Annotated in this window: 15 protein-coding genes; 9 read left to right on the top strand and 6 right to left on the bottom strand. The window is 68.5% G+C overall.

Annotated features, from left to right (window positions below):
* Positions 1-140: 140 nt before the first annotated feature.
* Together tsaA and AC1PZ7_RS10840 are read left to right on the top strand one after the other, a co-directional pair.
* Positions 141-722 (top strand): tRNA (N6-threonylcarbamoyladenosine(37)-N6)-methyltransferase TrmO, encoded by a 582-nt coding sequence (gene tsaA, locus AC1PZ7_RS10845; protein WP_482359474.1) that lies wholly within the window; start codon positions 141-143, stop codon positions 720-722.
* A 158-nt stretch (positions 723-880) separates the two neighbouring features.
* Positions 881-2002 (top strand): L,D-transpeptidase, encoded by a 1122-nt coding sequence (locus tag AC1PZ7_RS10840; RefSeq protein ID WP_482359473.1) that lies wholly within the window; start codon positions 881-883, stop codon positions 2000-2002.
* A gap of 3 nt (positions 2003-2005) precedes the next feature.
* Here AC1PZ7_RS10840 and AC1PZ7_RS10835 read toward each other — a convergent pair whose 3' ends face one another.
* Positions 2006-2677, bottom strand: coding sequence for an MOSC domain-containing protein (locus tag AC1PZ7_RS10835; protein ID WP_482359472.1), 672 nt, complete (start codon positions 2675-2677; stop codon positions 2006-2008).
* 221 nt (positions 2678-2898) lie between these two features.
* Between AC1PZ7_RS10835 and AC1PZ7_RS10830 the strand changes: the two genes are divergently transcribed.
* Genes AC1PZ7_RS10830 through AC1PZ7_RS10815 form a run of 4 tightly spaced genes read left to right on the top strand, consistent with a single transcriptional unit; the run spans position 2899 to position 6301 of the window.
* Positions 2899-3456, top strand: a complete 558-nt coding sequence (locus AC1PZ7_RS10830; RefSeq protein ID WP_482359618.1) for an HdeD family acid-resistance protein — start codon at positions 2899-2901, stop codon at positions 3454-3456.
* A 31-nt stretch (positions 3457-3487) separates the two neighbouring features.
* Positions 3488-4672 carry an OpgC family protein gene (locus AC1PZ7_RS10825; protein ID WP_482359471.1) on the top strand — a complete coding sequence of 395 codons (1185 nt, stop codon included), beginning with the start codon at positions 3488-3490 and terminating at the stop codon, positions 4670-4672.
* 8 nt (positions 4673-4680) lie between these two features.
* Positions 4681-5445 (top strand): GDSL-type esterase/lipase family protein, encoded by a 765-nt coding sequence (locus AC1PZ7_RS10820; RefSeq protein ID WP_482359470.1) that lies wholly within the window; start codon positions 4681-4683, stop codon positions 5443-5445.
* Position 5446: 1 nt separating this feature from the next.
* Positions 5447-6301, top strand: a complete 855-nt coding sequence (locus AC1PZ7_RS10815) for an SGNH/GDSL hydrolase family protein (RefSeq protein ID WP_482359469.1) — start codon at positions 5447-5449, stop codon at positions 6299-6301.
* A gap of 6 nt (positions 6302-6307) precedes the next feature.
* Here AC1PZ7_RS10815 and AC1PZ7_RS10810 read toward each other — a convergent pair whose 3' ends face one another.
* A complete protein-coding gene (locus AC1PZ7_RS10810) occupies positions 6308-6976 on the bottom strand; it encodes an O-methyltransferase (protein WP_482359468.1) in 669 nt (222 codons plus the stop codon).
* A gap of 28 nt (positions 6977-7004) precedes the next feature.
* On the bottom strand, positions 7005-7289 hold the full coding sequence (locus tag AC1PZ7_RS10805; protein ID WP_482359467.1) for a hypothetical protein: 285 nt from the start codon (positions 7287-7289) through the stop codon (positions 7005-7007).
* Between the two features lie 134 nt (positions 7290-7423).
* Here AC1PZ7_RS10805 and prmB point away from each other — a divergent pair, with 134 nt between their 5' ends.
* Positions 7424-8368 (top strand): 50S ribosomal protein L3 N(5)-glutamine methyltransferase, encoded by a 945-nt coding sequence (gene prmB / locus AC1PZ7_RS10800; protein WP_482359466.1) that lies wholly within the window; start codon positions 7424-7426, stop codon positions 8366-8368.
* A gap of 112 nt (positions 8369-8480) precedes the next feature.
* Here the strand turns inward: prmB and AC1PZ7_RS10795 are convergent, their stop codons facing one another.
* Positions 8481-9662 (bottom strand): lytic murein transglycosylase, encoded by a 1182-nt coding sequence (locus tag AC1PZ7_RS10795; protein ID WP_482359465.1) that lies wholly within the window; start codon positions 9660-9662, stop codon positions 8481-8483.
* A gap of 223 nt (positions 9663-9885) precedes the next feature.
* Here AC1PZ7_RS10795 and AC1PZ7_RS10790 point away from each other — a divergent pair, with 223 nt between their 5' ends.
* Entirely contained in the window at positions 9886-10287 is a 402-nt protein-coding gene (locus AC1PZ7_RS10790; protein ID WP_482359464.1) for a hypothetical protein, read from the top strand.
* 3 nt (positions 10288-10290) lie between these two features.
* On the opposite strand, the gene tam is transcribed toward AC1PZ7_RS10790, so the two are convergent.
* Both tam and ettA read right to left on the bottom strand, forming a co-directional pair.
* Positions 10291-11067, bottom strand: coding sequence for a trans-aconitate 2-methyltransferase (gene tam, locus AC1PZ7_RS10785; RefSeq protein WP_482359463.1), 777 nt, complete (start codon positions 11065-11067; stop codon positions 10291-10293).
* A gap of 172 nt (positions 11068-11239) precedes the next feature.
* On the bottom strand, positions 11240-12895 hold the full coding sequence (gene ettA, locus AC1PZ7_RS10780) for an energy-dependent translational throttle protein EttA (RefSeq protein ID WP_482359462.1): 1656 nt from the start codon (positions 12893-12895) through the stop codon (positions 11240-11242).
* A 231-nt stretch (positions 12896-13126) separates the two neighbouring features.
* Between ettA and AC1PZ7_RS10775 the strand changes: the two genes are divergently transcribed.
* On the top strand, positions 13127-14092 hold the full coding sequence (locus AC1PZ7_RS10775; protein ID WP_482359461.1) for a GGDEF domain-containing protein: 966 nt from the start codon (positions 13127-13129) through the stop codon (positions 14090-14092).
* Position 14093 lies beyond the last annotated feature (1 nt).

The raw sequence follows: 14093 nt of genomic DNA, 5'->3' as shown, positions 1-14093 counted from the left end.
GATATGTTTATGTCTTATTTCGAGAGGACGCAAGAGGCACCTCCCCGAGGCACCTCCCCGCCGCTTTCCCCATGCGGCGGACGCCGCCGCGATGACGCCGGAGACGGCACCGCCACGCCCACCACAGGATGACCACAGGCATGACACGGCACGATGAGGCGCGAAGCGGGGCGCAATCCCCGGAAGTGGCGGGCGTGGACGGCAGCACCGGCTTCGGCGTGCGGCCCGGCGAGGTCACGGTCGAACTGCCGGCGGCGCCCGATGCCGGGCTCTATTTCATCGGCCGCCTGCGCACGCCGTGGAAGAGCCGGGCCGAGTGCCCGAAGAATTCCCACGAATCGACGGCGGTCTGCACGGTCGAGCTCGATCCGGCCTACCGGCCAGCCCTGAAGGGGCTGGAAGGCACCACCCATCTCTGGCTGCTCTATTTCATGGACAGGGCGCCGCGCCATCTCGTGGTGCAGACGCCGCGCCACTATGGCGAGGGGCGCGGGACCTTCGCGCTGCGCAGCCCGGCCCGGCCCAACCCCATCGCGATGAGCGCCGTGCGGCTGCTCGGCATCGAGGACGGGCGCCTTTCCGTGGTCGGCCTGGACTGCCTCGACGGCACGCCGCTGCTCGACATCAAGCCCTATTTCGCCTCGACCGACTGCCACCCGGACGCCGTGGTGGGCTGGCACCGCGACCGCGCCGCGCGACAGGAGCCGCCTACCGCTGAGTAAGGTGTGGCCCGAATGCATCGGCCCTGCGCGGCGCGCATATCGGCCGGCCATGCGCCATTTCGTGACCCAGTCTGGTCTTGAACCTGCCTTGATCCTGCGTCATTTCCTCGCCGAAACTCCTGGCGCATTCCCGCGTCGACAGATTCGATTAAGGGTTGATGATGGTCGTTCGCCTTGGCTTCGCTCCCGCTATCGCCTTCACGGTCCTGGCGTCGGTCGGCACCGCCAGCGCCCAGTATTATCCCGCCGAAGAGCAGGATCCCGCCGCGCAGGGCGAGTCGGCCTATGAGGCCACGACAGGCAGCCGCGCGAACGAGAACGTCGAGGTGCCCGCCGCCTACGATCCGTACGGCTCCTCGCCGAATGGCACGGCGCCCGCCGCCACCTATGGCGCGACCCCGCCCGGCGTGCGCGACCCCTATGCCCAGCCTGCTCCGGGCGTGGCGGCGCAGCAGCCGCCGGCCGGCGTGCCGGGTGCGCCCGTTGGCGCCGCCCCGGTCGCCAACGCGCCCTATTCGCATCCCTCGACGCAGCCGGAAGGCTATCCCGCTGGCGCCTATTCCGGTCAGCCCCCGGCCGGCATGGCCTCGCCCTATGGCAATGCCGCCGCCGTCGCGCCGCAGCCGAGCTACAGCCAGCCCCCGGCCGGCACGGCGCAGAGCACCGGCAACAGCTACGGCGCAAATGGCTCCAGCGTCGCCATGCTGCCGCCGGAAGATCAGCCCGAAGAGGGCCCGCCCAAGGCGCTGCCGGAGAATCTGAGGCGGCAGGTCGTCGACTATGTGACGAAGGAAGCCCCCGGCACGCTCGTCATCGATACGCCGAACACCTACCTCTATTACGTGCTGCCCGGCGGCAAGGCCGAGCGCTACGGCATCGGCGTCGGCCGCGAGGGCTTCACCTGGGCCGGCTCTGAGAAGATCAGCCGCAAGGCGGAATGGCCCGACTGGCGTCCGCCGGCGGAGATGATCGAGCGCCAGCCCTACCTGCCGCGCTTCATGGCCGGCGGCCCCGGCAACCCGATGGGCGCCCGCGCGCTCTATCTCGGCGGCACGGTCTACCGCATCCACGGCACCAACCAGCCCTCCACCATCGGCCAGTTCATGTCGTCGGGCTGCATCCGCATGCTGAACGAGGACGTCGAGAACCTGTTCGACCGGGTGAAGGTCGGCACCAAGGTCGTGGTGCTGCCGGGCAATCCGCCGACCGCGGCCTCCGCCGCGGCGCCGGACGCCACCGCGGCCATGCCGGTCGCCAATACCGGCGTCGCCGTCCGCTGAGCGTCAGCGGGTCCAGGGCCGCTGTTCGGGCACCCGCACCTCTATAGGCGTGCCGGCGACGAGATCGCCGGCGCACTCGACCCAGGCGACGAGGCCGCGCAGCCCCTTCGCCATCTTCACGAAGTCCAGTTCCAGCCCCTCCCGCCCCGGCACCTGGGCGGCGAGCGCCGCGCCGGCATGGCGGCAGGGCGCGTTCTCGCCTTCCACCGCCAGCGCCGCCCCGCCGGCCAGATGCAGCCGCGTCCCCGGCGGCAGCCGCGTGAGGCACCGCACTCCCTCGATCACCAGATTGGCGCCGATCCATTCCGGCCGTACCTCGGGCACGCCGAGGCGGCGGGCGATCTCGCTGAGTTCGTCCGCCGCCACGATGGACACCTGCCGCGCATTGCGGATCGGCGTGCCGCGCCGATACCACGGCACGCGCGCATCCGCCGCGCGGGCATGACCGGCATGACGGTCGCCCGGCACGCCTTCCAGCGTCACGGCAAGCTGCGGCACCTCGCGCGTGGCGAAACCCGCGCCGTCGGCGATGAGGGTGCGGGCGAGGCGCGCGACGAAACGCTGCGCCGGCACGGCCACCGGCGCGCCGAAAAGGTCGGCGGACGGCGCGTGTGCCGCCGTGTCGGGAACGACCGGCATGTCGGCAGAGGTTGGCATGTCGGAAGAGGTTGGCATGGGGCACCTGTGGCTGGTCAATCAGTGCGTTGTGGACCCGGCTGGGCCGCGAGACCGCGATCCCGTCTTTCCCCGACTACTGGTACGCCGGGCATCCCTATACGATGGGCCGCTCGTCGCCTGACGAGTCGCTGGAACTCCGGGGGCGGGAAGTCGTTACCGCGCTGCCGGCGTGGCGAGCAAGGAAGAGGATCGACCACATGTCTCTCCCCACCGATTCGATGACGCCGACGCCCGGCGGCATGGTCGCCGGACATCTTTCCGAACTGCGCGCCAAATGGGGGTGGTTCGTCGCCCTCGGCCTGCTCATGATCATCGCCGGCGCGATTGCCCTCGGCAATCTCGTGCTGAGCACCGTCGTCTCGGTGCTCTATATCGGCGTGCTGATGGCGATCTCGGGCGGCGCGCAGATCGTCCATGCCTTCCAGGTGAAGACCTGGGGCGCCTTCATCTTCTGGCTGCTGGACGGCCTGCTGTTCCTCGCCGCCGGCATCATCGCCATCGTCGTGCCGATGGTCGCGGCCGAAATGCTGACCCTGCTGCTGGGCATCTCGCTGATCATCGGCGGCGCGTTCCGTCTGGTGGCGGCCTTCCAGCTCCGTCCGGCCGACGGCTGGGGCTGGATCGCCTTTTCGGCGGTCATCGCCGTCCTGCTCGGCATCGAGATCATCGCCGGCTGGCCGGTGAGCGGCCTGTGGGTGCTCGGCCTGCTGCTCGGCATCGACCTGATCTTCAACGGCGTCGCCGTGCTCTTCCTCGGCTTCGGGCTGAAGAAGTGAGCTTCTCGCAGTGACGGCGACGCCCGCCGGCATGGCGGACAACGCTGTGGAGCCGACCGCAAGGCCGGCTCCATCCGCCGCCTCCGGCCGCGACCTGCGGCTCGATCTGTTCCGCGGGCTGGCGCTGTGGTTCATCTTCCTGAACCACGTCCCCAACAATGTGGCGAACTGGATCACCAACCGGAATTTCGGCTTCTCCGACGCCACCGAGATCTTCGTCTTCATCTCCGGCTACACCGCCGCCATGGTCTATGGCCGACAGATCGACACCAGCGGGTCGATCGTCACCTCGGCGCGCATATTGCGCCGCGCCTGGCAGCTCTACGTCGCCTTCATCTTTCTCTTCGTCATCTATCTCGCGGAAATCTCCTACGTCGTCGGCAGTTTCGAAAACCCGCTCTATGCCGAGGAGATGGGCGCGCTGCAGTTCCTGGCCGAGCCGGACGTGGCGCTGGTCGAGGCGCTGCTGCTGAAATTCCGCCCGGCCAACATGGACGTGCTGCCGCTCTACATCGTCCTGCTCGCCACCTTCCCGCCGATCCTGTTCGCGCTGAAATGGCGGCCGGACGTCACCCTCGCCGCCTCGGCGCTGCTGTGGGGCGCCGCCAATCACTGGGGCATCAACCTGCCGGCCTATCCGGAGGACCGGATGTGGTTCTTCAATCCCTTCGCCTGGCAGTTCCTGTTCGTGTTCGGCGGCTGGTGCGGTCTCGGCGGCAGCGACCGGCTCGGCGGCCTCATCCAGTCGCCGGTCGTCCTGGTCGTGGCGATGCTCTACCTCGCCGTCTCGCTGCTGGTGGTGATCAGCTGGTGGTGGCCCCCGCTCGAGGGGCTGGTGCCCGAGGCAATCGGCGAGTTCATCTACCCGATCAGCAAGACGGACCTGTCGCCGCTGCGCCTGCTGCATTTTCTGGCGCTCGCCGTCGTGGTGGTACGGTTGATACCCATAGATTCGCTGATGCTGCGCTGGCGGGCGATGTGGCCGTTGATTTTGTGCGGCCAGCATTCGCTCGAAGTATTCTGCTTCGGAGTCTTCCTCTCTTTTGCCGCACATTTCGTGCTGAACGAGGTGACCGGCTCGCTGACCATGCAGTTGACGCTCAGCGTCGCCGGCATCGCCTTAATGGTAACTCTCTCGGCATTGCTGTCGTGGTATGCTCGCGTCGAGCGCGATATTGCGACGCGTAAGATGGCTGATCGGCACGGTTCATCGTGATACGGCGGATGTGGGGTGTCATTCTCGCAACGGTTGTTGCCTCGGCGGTGGCGTCCAGCGCCTTCGCCGAAAGCGCGAACGTGTGCGCCGCCCCCTCCTCGCTCACCAAGGCGGGCTTCCCGCTGCCGCGCCTCGCCCGCTCGCTGGAAAAGAAGACGCCGACCGCCATACTGGTGCTGAACAGCTCCACCCTGGCCAAGAAGGCGGCCAAGCCGGGGGCGGAGAAGGACGCGATGCCGCGCAGCTTCCCGAGCTACATCGAGGAGACGCTGCGCGCCCGCTACCCCGATGGCGGCGTCGTCGTGACCACCCACAACGAGCCGCGCGCCACCGCCGAGGCCATCCTCGACGAGTTGCCGGAGGCGCTGGAGCGGACCAGGCCGGCGCTGATGATCTGGCAGACCGGCACCTATGACGCCATCCTCGGCGCCGACGTCTCCGCCTTCTCGGACGCGGTGGATACCGGCATCGGCTACGCCCACGACGCCGGTGCCGACGTGATCATCGTCAGCCCGCAATACAGCCCGCGCACCGCCTTCGCCTTCGACGTCGCGCCCTACAACAATGCCCTGCACTGGGCCGCGCGCTCGGCCGGCGTGCCGTTCTTCGACCGCTACAACGTCATGCGCTTCTGGGAAGACGAAGGCATCTTCGACTTCGACAGCGCACGTCCCTCGCCCTCCCTTTTCGACGACGTCCATCGATGCATCGGCCGGCTGCTGGTCGGCATGATCGTCGACGGCGTCGAAATGCGCGCCCTCGGTTCCCGCTGACATGCTCCATCTGCCCTTTGCCCGCTCCCTGGCCCTCGCCGCGCTCTGCCTATCGACGCCCCTGCCGGCCATGGCCCAGACGCTGATCCCCGCCGGCTGCCCCTCGTCGAAATCGCTCGCCCGGCTCAGCGTGCCGCTCGCCCGCACCGCGGCGAAGCTGCGCGCCGGCGAACCGCTGGTGATCGTCGCCATCGGCTCCTCCTCGACCGCCGGCGCCGGCGCCAGCACGCCCGACGCGGCCTATCCCAACCGGCTGCAGGCCATGCTGCGCGAGCGCTTCCCGGGCGCCGACATCACCGTGGTCAATCGCGGCGTCAACGGGCAGGACGCGCCGGAGATGCTGGCGCGCTTCGACACCGACGTCGCCACCTACAAGCCGACGCTGGTGATCTGGCAGTCGGGCGTGAACGCGCTGTTCCGCGACAACGGCCTCGCCTCGGCCGAGCGCCTGTTCGTCGAGGCCATCGACCGCGTGCAGGCGATCGGTGCCGACCTCGTGCTGGTCGATCCGCAATACGCCCCGCGCGTGCTCGCCGACGCCGATTCCGGCCCGATGGTGAACCTCATCGACACCGTCGCCGCCGCGAAGGGCGTCGGCGTCTATCACCGCTTCGCGCTGATGCGGGAATGGCACGAGAAGGCCGGCATGGGCTTCGAGTCCTTCCTCTGGAAGGACCGCTTCCACATGAACGACTGGGGCTACAACTGCTTCGCCCGCGACCTCGGCCGCAGCGTGATCGCCAATATCGAGGCGCAGCAGCGTTCGGCCGACGTCACCCCGAACGGCAAGGCCGCGAAGGCTGTTCCGGCAGCGCCGGCCGGCGTCACGACCGCCGTCACGACCGCCCTGCCCTGATCGGGCTCACGCGGTCACGAGGCCGACCGCCAAGCCGTCATAGCCCTTGGCGCCGACCGTCTGCACCGCCGTCGCGCTCACCCGCGGCTCGCGCGCGAACCAGTCATAGGTGGCGCGCACGCCCTGCACGCGCGGATCGGGATGCGCGGCGTCGATCACCGCGCCCTCGCGCACCACATTGTCCGCGACGATGACGGTGCCGACACGTGCCAGGCGCAGCGCCCAGTCGAGATAAAGCGGGTTGTTGGGCTTGTCGGCATCGATGAAGACGAGGTCGAACGGTGCCTCGCCTTGCACCTGCAGCGCCGCGAGGCTCTCCAGGGCCGGCCCGACGCGGATCTCGACCAGCCCGTCCAGCCCCGCCGCCGCGATGTTGCGGCCGGCGACGACGGCATGGGCCGGCGCGTGCTCCAGCGTCACCAGCCGCCCATCCGCCGGGAGCGCGCGGGCGAGCCAGATGGTGGAATAGCCGCCCAGCGTGCCGATTTCGAGAATGCGCCGCGCGCCGGCCATGCGGGCCAGCAGCATCAGCAGCTTGCCCTGGTTGGGGGCGACGTTGATCGCCGGCAGGCCGGCCGCCTCGCTCGCCGCCAGGGCGCCGTCGAGCGCCGCGTCCGGCGGCACGAGGGCGTCGGCGATGTAGTCGTCGACCGCCGTCCACAGTTTCTGTGTCATCGCCCCCGCCTCTTGATGCATCGTCGGCTCAGTCGTCGCCCTTGCCCGAGAAGGCGCCGCCGAAGCGCTTCATCACCGCCTCGCGGGCGGCGAGGACGCGGCGCTCGTAATCTTCGGCCATCGGCTCGGTCAGCACGCTCTCCAGCCCGGCGAGCAACGCCCACAGCGCGGGGATCTCCGCCTCGTCCTCGACGAAGTCGGCCAGCGCCTCGCCATCCGCGTCGTCCACGGTGCGGGAGAGGAACTCGAACAGCACCACCGCGACCGAGCGGTCGATGACCAGGTTGATTTCGTCGTTCGCCGCCTCGGCCATGCGCCGTTCCCCATGCGTGAGTGGTCTCCATCCTATTGATCCGTGACGATCTGATTACAAGCGGCCACCGACGTGCCGGCTTGCTTTCCCCGGCGCACCGTGCTGTCGCTTGCGGCGAGCCGGAGGAGGACACAATGGCAGCGGCGGACGAGCTGAGCACGGTCAGGGATTTCCTGCGCTACGCGGTGAGCCGCTTCAACGAGGCCGGGCTCGTCTTCGGCCACGGCACCACCACGGCGCTGGACGAGGCCGCCTTCATGGTGCTGGAAGCCCTGCACCTGCCGGTCGACGAGCTGTCCCCCTGGCTCGAGGCGAAGCTGACGGCGCCCGAGCGCACCCGCCTCGCCGAGCTGATCGACCGGCGCTGCGCGACGCGCGAGCCGGCGGCCTATCTCCTGGGGCGAACCTATATTCGCGGCGTGCCCTTCCGCTCCGACCGGCGGGCGATCGTGCCGCGCTCCTTCGTCGGCGAGCTGATGGCCGGCGAGCTGTTCGAGGGCAAGGATTTCTCGCTGGTGCCGGACCCGCACTCCGTCGGCCGCGTGCTCGACCTGTGCACCGGCTCGGGCTGCCTCGCCATCCTCGCCGCGATGACCTTCCCCAGCGCCACCGTCGACGCGGTCGACCTGTCGCCCGAGGCACTGGCGCTCGCCGCCGAGAACGTCGCCGAACACGAGATGGGCGACACCGTGCGGCTGCTGCAGGGCGACCTCTTCGCCCCGCTGGCGGGCGAGGTCTACGACCTCATCATCACCAACCCGCCCTATGTCGATGCCGAGGCGATGGCGGCGCTGCCGGAGGAATACCGCCACGAGCCGAGCCTCGCCTTCGCCGGCGGGCCGGACGGGCTCGACATCGTGCGCCGCATCCTGGCCGATGCGCCGAAGCATCTCTCGGCGCAGGGCGGGCTGATCTGCGAGATCGGCACCGGCAAGGAGATATTGGAGGCCGAGTATCCCAACCTCCCCTTCCTCTGGCTCGACACCGAGGACAGCGAGGGCGAGGTGTTCTGGCTCTCCGCCGCCGACCTCGCCGGAAACGGCGCCGACATCCGCATCATCAGCCGCATGCCGCGGTGATCGCGTGCCGTCGTCCCGGAACGGCCGCAGGCCGTGTCCGGGATCGGCTGCCCACGCTCCTGAAGGTCGGGCGTCCCGGCTCTGCGTGGCGCTCCGGCCAGGATGGCGGGCCTCACCCGCCGCGCTTCATGTGCTCCAGCACCTGCGCGTCGGGCCAGCAGTCGAGGGCGAGACCGTTGGCCTTCTGATAGGCGCCGAGCGCCGCACGGGTCTTCATGCCGGCCTTGCCGTCGATCTTGTCGGCATAGTAGCCCTCGCGCGTCAGCACCTTCTGCATGAATTCGAGGTCGCGCGTCTTCACCAGCGCGATGTCCGCCCAGCCGCGCGCGAAGGGCCGGTCGTCCTCGATGCGGTCGGCGAGATGGCCGACATAGAGCACGTAGAGGTCGGCGAAATTGTAGCTCTTGAGGACGAAATAGTTGGCCGGCAAAAGGAAAACCGGACCATACGGACCGGCCGGCATGATGATCGAGGCCGGGTCCTTCATCGCCGAGGGCGGCACGCGGCGCCCGTCGATGACCTTCACCCCGCGCTTCAGCCATTCGCCGATCGGCGCCGTCACCTCGGGCTCGGCCCGGCTGCAGTCGAAACCCGCCGGGAGCGAGACCTCGTAGGCCCAGCGCTTGCCCTTCTGCCAGCCCTTCTCGCGCAGCAGGCTCGCGGTGGCGGCCAGCGCCTCGGGCACGTCGGTCCAGATATTGGCGGTGCCGTCGCCGTCGAGGTCGACGCCATAGGTGAGATAGCCGGTCGGCAGGAACTGCGTCAGCCCCATGGCGCCGGCCCAGGAGCTCTTCATCTGCGCCCGGGTGACGTGGCCCTCGTCGAGGATCTTGAGCGCGGCGAGGAACTCGGCGCGGAAATCGTCCTTGCGGCGGCCGACATAGGCCTGCGTCGCCAGCACGCGCAGCGCGTCATGGTTCAGCTTGGCGCCGCCATAGGAGGTCTCGCGCGCCCAGATGGCGAGCAGGATCGGCCCCGGCACGCCGAACTGCTGTTCAATCGCGGCGAGTTCCGCGCGGTACTGCGTCGCCAGCTTGCGTCCGCGCGCGGCATAGGTGGCGATGGCCTTGTCGGAGACATAGGCGGCGGGCGTCTGCACGAACTCGGCCTGCCGGTCCGGCGCCTTCGGCTTGCCGGGGATGGCGAGGTCGGGCAGCGCATAGTCCGGCTCCAGCCCCCGCGTCTCGCGCTCGAAAGTGGCGCGGGAGATGCCCATCGCCTGCGCCGCCGGCCATTGCGCAGCGAGCCAGCGATCGAAGCCGGCATCGGCGGCGGCGGGAAGAATCGCCAGCATCGTCCCGATCAGGGCAGCCAACGGCGGAAGCAGGCGGGCGGCGAAAGCGTTCATCCCCTTGGGATAGCCAAATCGCGCCCGCCTGTGAACCGGGGCGGCGCTTTCCCGCGGCACCGGCCGCACGAAGGGAAATTTCGACTTTCGCAGCAATCAGAACCTCGGTACCGTATCATGATGCCATCGCGCATGGGGCGCGCCAAGCATCCCCATCCGGGACAATCCCATGATGTCGAAGCAATTCGTCGGGCTGATGGCGGCGGCAGCCAGCCTTGTTCTCGCCATTTCGGCCGCGCCGGCACAGGCAGGCCCCTCCATCAATCGTGGTGTCGCGCACTATCAGGGCCGCTGGGTCTGGCAGGGCGCCCTCAAGAACAAGCGGGATCCCAAGAATATCAGCTTCATCCAGTTCACCGGGCCGAACCGGCTGGTCTACTGCTACAAGGCCGACTGCCGGCTGGTGAATGCCCGGCCGGTGGGAAGCGGCTTCAGCTTCACCACCAATGGCCGCAACCTCTTCCTGATGGCGACGACGAACCCGTCGGTGCTCATGGGGAAGTTCTGGGAGGACTTCACTTCGCCCGGACAGCCGCCGAACGCCATCGTGGCCTATGCCCTCAAGCCCTGAGCCTCACCGCACCGCGACGATGAAAAGTCGCGGAAAGCGCAGCAGCACCTTGCCGTCGACGCGCGGCGGATAGGCGCGGGCGAGCCGCTCCGTGTAGTCTTTGAGGAAGGCGGCGCGCTCTTCCTCGCCGAGCGGGGCGAGATAGGTGCGCAGCCCGGTGGAGCGGAACCACTCGGCGATGGCCGGCGCTCCGGCGAGCGGGTGATTATAGTAGGTGTGCCAGATGTCGACATGGCGGGCGAGCGGCGCCAACCGGTCGTAATACGCACCGACGGAAGGCAGCACGTCGCGCGCCGCGCCGGCGAGCTGCGCCGCCCAGGGGCCGGCCGCGGCCGTCTCCCGCATCAGACGGTGCGAGGGCTCCTCGACATTGTCGGGCATCTGCACCGCGAGGACGCCGCCCTCGGGCAGCGCCTCCACGAGCCGCGCCAGCACGTCGATATGGTCCGGCACCCACTGGAACACGGCGTTGCCGAACAGAAGGTCGGTCTGCGCCGGCGGCTGCCAGGTCGCGAGGTCGCCCAGCTCGAACCGCGCGGCGGGCAGGCGCGCGCGGGCCTGCTCGATCATGGCGGGCGAGTTGTCGACGCCGATCACCTCGGCCCCGGGCCAGCGCCCGGCCAGCAGCTCGGTCGAGTTGCCCGGTCCGCAGCCGAGGTCGACGACGCGGCGCGGACGCTCCAGCGGCACCCGCGCCAGCAGCTCGCGCGGCGGTCGGGTGCGCTCGTCCTCGAACTTCAGATAGAGGGCGGGGTTCCAGTCTTCCGAAACACTGCGCATGGTCGTTCCCTCATCGAGCGGGCGCGACCATGCCGCATCGGTGAGGCCACGCCAAGAGCCCGGAAACGACGGCCCCGCCGCCCGCATCGCGGCGTGGCGCGCGACGCGGCCCAAACAAGAAGCCGGCGCGGATCGCTCCGGCCGGCTTCTTGTGATCGAGCACGCGCGTCGCTCAGCGCGTCAGCTTCTTGTGCTTCATCCGGTGCGGGATGATGGCGTCGACGCCGAGGCGGCGCTTCTTGTCTTCCTCGTAGTCGTGGAAGTTGCCCTCGAACCATTCGACATGGCCCTCATCCTCATAGGCGAGCATGTGGGTGGCGATGCGATCGAGGAAGAAGCGGTCATGCGAGATGATGACCGCGCAGCCGGCGAAATCCTCCAGCGCCTCTTCCAGCGCGCGCAGCGTCTCGACGTCGAGGTCGTTGGTCGGCTCGTCGAGCAGCAGGACGTTGGCACCCTGCTGGAGGATACGGGCGAGGTGGACGCGGTTGCGCTCGCCGCCCGAGAGCATGCCGACCTTCTTCTGCTGGTCGCCGCCCTTGAAGTTGAAGGCGCCGCAATAGGCGCGCGAATTGATCTCGCGCTTGCCGAGATAGAGGATCTCGTTGCCGCCGGAGATTTCCTCCCACACCGTCTTCTTGTCGTCGAGTGCGTCGCGGTTCTGGTCGACATAGCCGAGCTGCACGCTGTCGCCGATGGTGATGGTGCCGGCATCGGGCTTCTCCAGCCCGGTGATCATGCGGAACAGCGTGGTCTTGCCGGCGCCGTTCGGCCCGATGACGCCGACGATGCCGCCCGGCGGCAGCTTGAACGACAGGTTGTCGATCAGCAGCTTGTCGCCGAACGACTTCGACAGGCCCTCGAAAGCGATGACGTTGTTGCCGAGCCGCTCGGACACCGGGATGACGATCTGGGCGGTGGTCGGCGCCTTCTCGGAGGCCTTCTTGACCAGTTCGTCATAGCGCTGGATACGCGCCTTGTTCTTGGCCTGGCGCGCCTTCGGGGATGCCGCCATCCATTCCTGCTCGGAGGCGAGCGCGCGCTGGCGGGCTTCGTCCTCGCGGTTCTCCTGCTGCATCCGCTTGGTCTTCTGCGTCAGCCAGGAGGAATAGTTGCCCTCATAAGGAATGCCGCGGCCGCGATCGAGCTCGAGGATCCAGCCGGTCACATTGTCGAGGAAGTAGCGGTCATGGGTGACGATCAGGATCGCGCCCGGATAGTTGCGCAGATGGCCTTCCAGCCAGTTGGTGGTCTCGGCGTCGAGATGGTTGGTCGGCTCGTCGAGCAGCAGCAGCTCGGGCTGCGAGAGCAGCAGCTGGCACAGCGCGACGCGGCGGCGCTCGCCGCCGGAGAGCTTCGAGACGTCGGCGCCTTCTTCCGGGCAGCCGAGGGCGTCCATCGCCTGGTCGACCTTGCTGTCGAGATCCCACAGGCCCTGGCCCTCGATCTCGTCCTGCAGCGCGGTCATCTCGTCCGCGGTCTCGTCCGAGTAGTTCATGGCGAGTTCGTTGTAGCGGTCGAGGATCGCCTTCTGCCGGGCGACGCCGAGCATCACGTTCTCGCGGACGGAGAGCTTCGGGTCGAGCAGCGGCTCCTGCGGCAGGTAGCCCACGCGCGCGCCTTCCGCGACCCAGGCCTCGCCGGAGAAGTCCTTGTCGAGGCCCGCCATGATCTTGAGCAGGGTGGACTTGCCCGAGCCATTGGGGCCGAGAATGCCGATCTTGGCATCCGGGTAGAAGGAGAGGTGCACGTTGTCGAGCACCTTCTTGCCGCCCGGATAGGCCTTGGACATGCCGTGCATGTGGTAGACGTACTGATAGGAAGCCATGTCGAATTCCTGCGCGTGCGGACGGAGCCGAAGGTCGGGCCGCAAAGTCCGGTCGTGATGCGGGTGTGGGGTTGGCCGTTATGTAGCGGTTGCACCGTTCAGCGGCAAGGCCGCAGCGGTCGGCCCCACCTCAGTCAGGTACCCTGACGTCACGTGTCGTGTTAACCTGCGCAACCCGGAGGCGTAGAAGCATGTTGCCGGTCCTCACGCCGCCAGAAGAGCCGACCTCGCATGCTGTCCCGAATTTCAGACGCCGAACTGCGCAACCTCTATGTCAACTTTCCGACTCCGGCCTGCGTCATCGGCTGGGATGGCTGTTTCATCGCGGTCAATGAGGAAGAGGCCCGCCTGACCGGGAGCCCCGGTGCCGAGATGATCGGCCGGGCGGCCGCCGAACTGTTCGGCCCGCAGGCACAGCGGAATATCGCGCGCGACTTCGCCGCCTTCGATGCCGGCGAAACGGTCCCCACTCACGAATTCGAGGCGCTCGGCAAGACCTATCTCGTGGCGACGCGCCCCGACCGGCGGGAACCGGGCGGCCGCGTCCTCGCCATTCATGTCGTGATGATCGACATCACCGAACGCAAATTGCTGGAGGAGAAGCTCGAACTCGCCAACCGCCAGCTCAGCGAGGCCAACCACAAGCTCACCGAGGCCGCGCGCACCGATGCGCTGACCGGCCTGTGGAACCGGCACGCGCTTGAGGAACTGCTGCCCTGGGAGATCGGCCGCAGCCTGCGCGAGCGCACGCCGCTGTCGGTGCTGATGGTCGATATCGACCATTTCAAGCGCTACAACGACCATTACGGGCACCTTGCCGGCGACGAAGCGCTCCATGCCGTCGCGCATGCCATGGGCGAGGCCCTGAAGCGCCCCGGCGACATGGTGGCGCGCTATGGTGGCGAGGAATTCCTCGTCGTGCTGCCGTCGACCGGCCCGAACGACGCCATGGTCGTCGCGGCGAATCTCCAGAGGGCCATCGCGGCCATCGCCATTCCCCATGAGGACAGCCTTCTCGGCCGCCTCACCGTGAGCATCGGCGTGGCCAGCCGCCTGCCTGACGCGCCCGCCATGCCCGTCGCCCAGATTCGCACCGAGCTGATCGACGGGGCGGACCAGGCGCTCTACGCCGTCAAGCAGGGAGGCCGCAACGGCGTGAAGCTGTTCAAGCGCGACGAGAGCCTCGCCGAACGTTGAG

The sequence above is a fragment of the Ancylobacter sp. TW_SC_1 genome, assembly GCF_056836805.1.
This window is presented reverse-complemented; position numbering and strand designations above follow the sequence as displayed.

Excerpts from the sequence above, each read along its gene's own strand:
- tsaA (WP_482359474.1), top strand. The coding sequence starts at position 141 with ATGACACGGCACGATGAGGCGCGAAGCGGGGCGCAATCCCCGGAAGTG.
- AC1PZ7_RS10840 (WP_482359473.1), top strand. The coding sequence starts at position 881 with ATGATGGTCGTTCGCCTTGGCTTCGCTCCCGCTATCGCCTTCACGGTC.
- AC1PZ7_RS10835 (WP_482359472.1), bottom strand. The coding sequence starts at position 2,677 with ATGCCAACCTCTTCCGACATGCCAACCTCTGCCGACATGCCGGTCGTT.
- AC1PZ7_RS10830 (WP_482359618.1), top strand. The coding sequence starts at position 2,899 with ATGACGCCGACGCCCGGCGGCATGGTCGCCGGACATCTTTCCGAACTG.
- AC1PZ7_RS10825 (WP_482359471.1), top strand. The coding sequence starts at position 3,488 with ATGGCGGACAACGCTGTGGAGCCGACCGCAAGGCCGGCTCCATCCGCC.
- AC1PZ7_RS10820 (WP_482359470.1), top strand. The coding sequence starts at position 4,681 with ATGTGGGGTGTCATTCTCGCAACGGTTGTTGCCTCGGCGGTGGCGTCC.
- AC1PZ7_RS10815 (WP_482359469.1), top strand. The coding sequence starts at position 5,447 with ATGCTCCATCTGCCCTTTGCCCGCTCCCTGGCCCTCGCCGCGCTCTGC.
- AC1PZ7_RS10810 (WP_482359468.1), bottom strand. The coding sequence starts at position 6,976 with ATGACACAGAAACTGTGGACGGCGGTCGACGACTACATCGCCGACGCC.
- AC1PZ7_RS10805 (WP_482359467.1), bottom strand. The coding sequence starts at position 7,289 with ATGGCCGAGGCGGCGAACGACGAAATCAACCTGGTCATCGACCGCTCG.
- prmB (WP_482359466.1), top strand. The coding sequence starts at position 7,424 with ATGGCAGCGGCGGACGAGCTGAGCACGGTCAGGGATTTCCTGCGCTAC.
- AC1PZ7_RS10795 (WP_482359465.1), bottom strand. The coding sequence starts at position 9,662 with ATGCTGGCGATTCTTCCCGCCGCCGCCGATGCCGGCTTCGATCGCTGG.
- AC1PZ7_RS10790 (WP_482359464.1), top strand. The coding sequence starts at position 9,886 with ATGATGTCGAAGCAATTCGTCGGGCTGATGGCGGCGGCAGCCAGCCTT.
- tam (WP_482359463.1), bottom strand. The coding sequence starts at position 11,067 with ATGCGCAGTGTTTCGGAAGACTGGAACCCCGCCCTCTATCTGAAGTTC.
- ettA (WP_482359462.1), bottom strand. The coding sequence starts at position 12,895 with ATGGCTTCCTATCAGTACGTCTACCACATGCACGGCATGTCCAAGGCC.
- AC1PZ7_RS10775 (WP_482359461.1), top strand. The coding sequence starts at position 13,127 with ATGCTGTCCCGAATTTCAGACGCCGAACTGCGCAACCTCTATGTCAAC.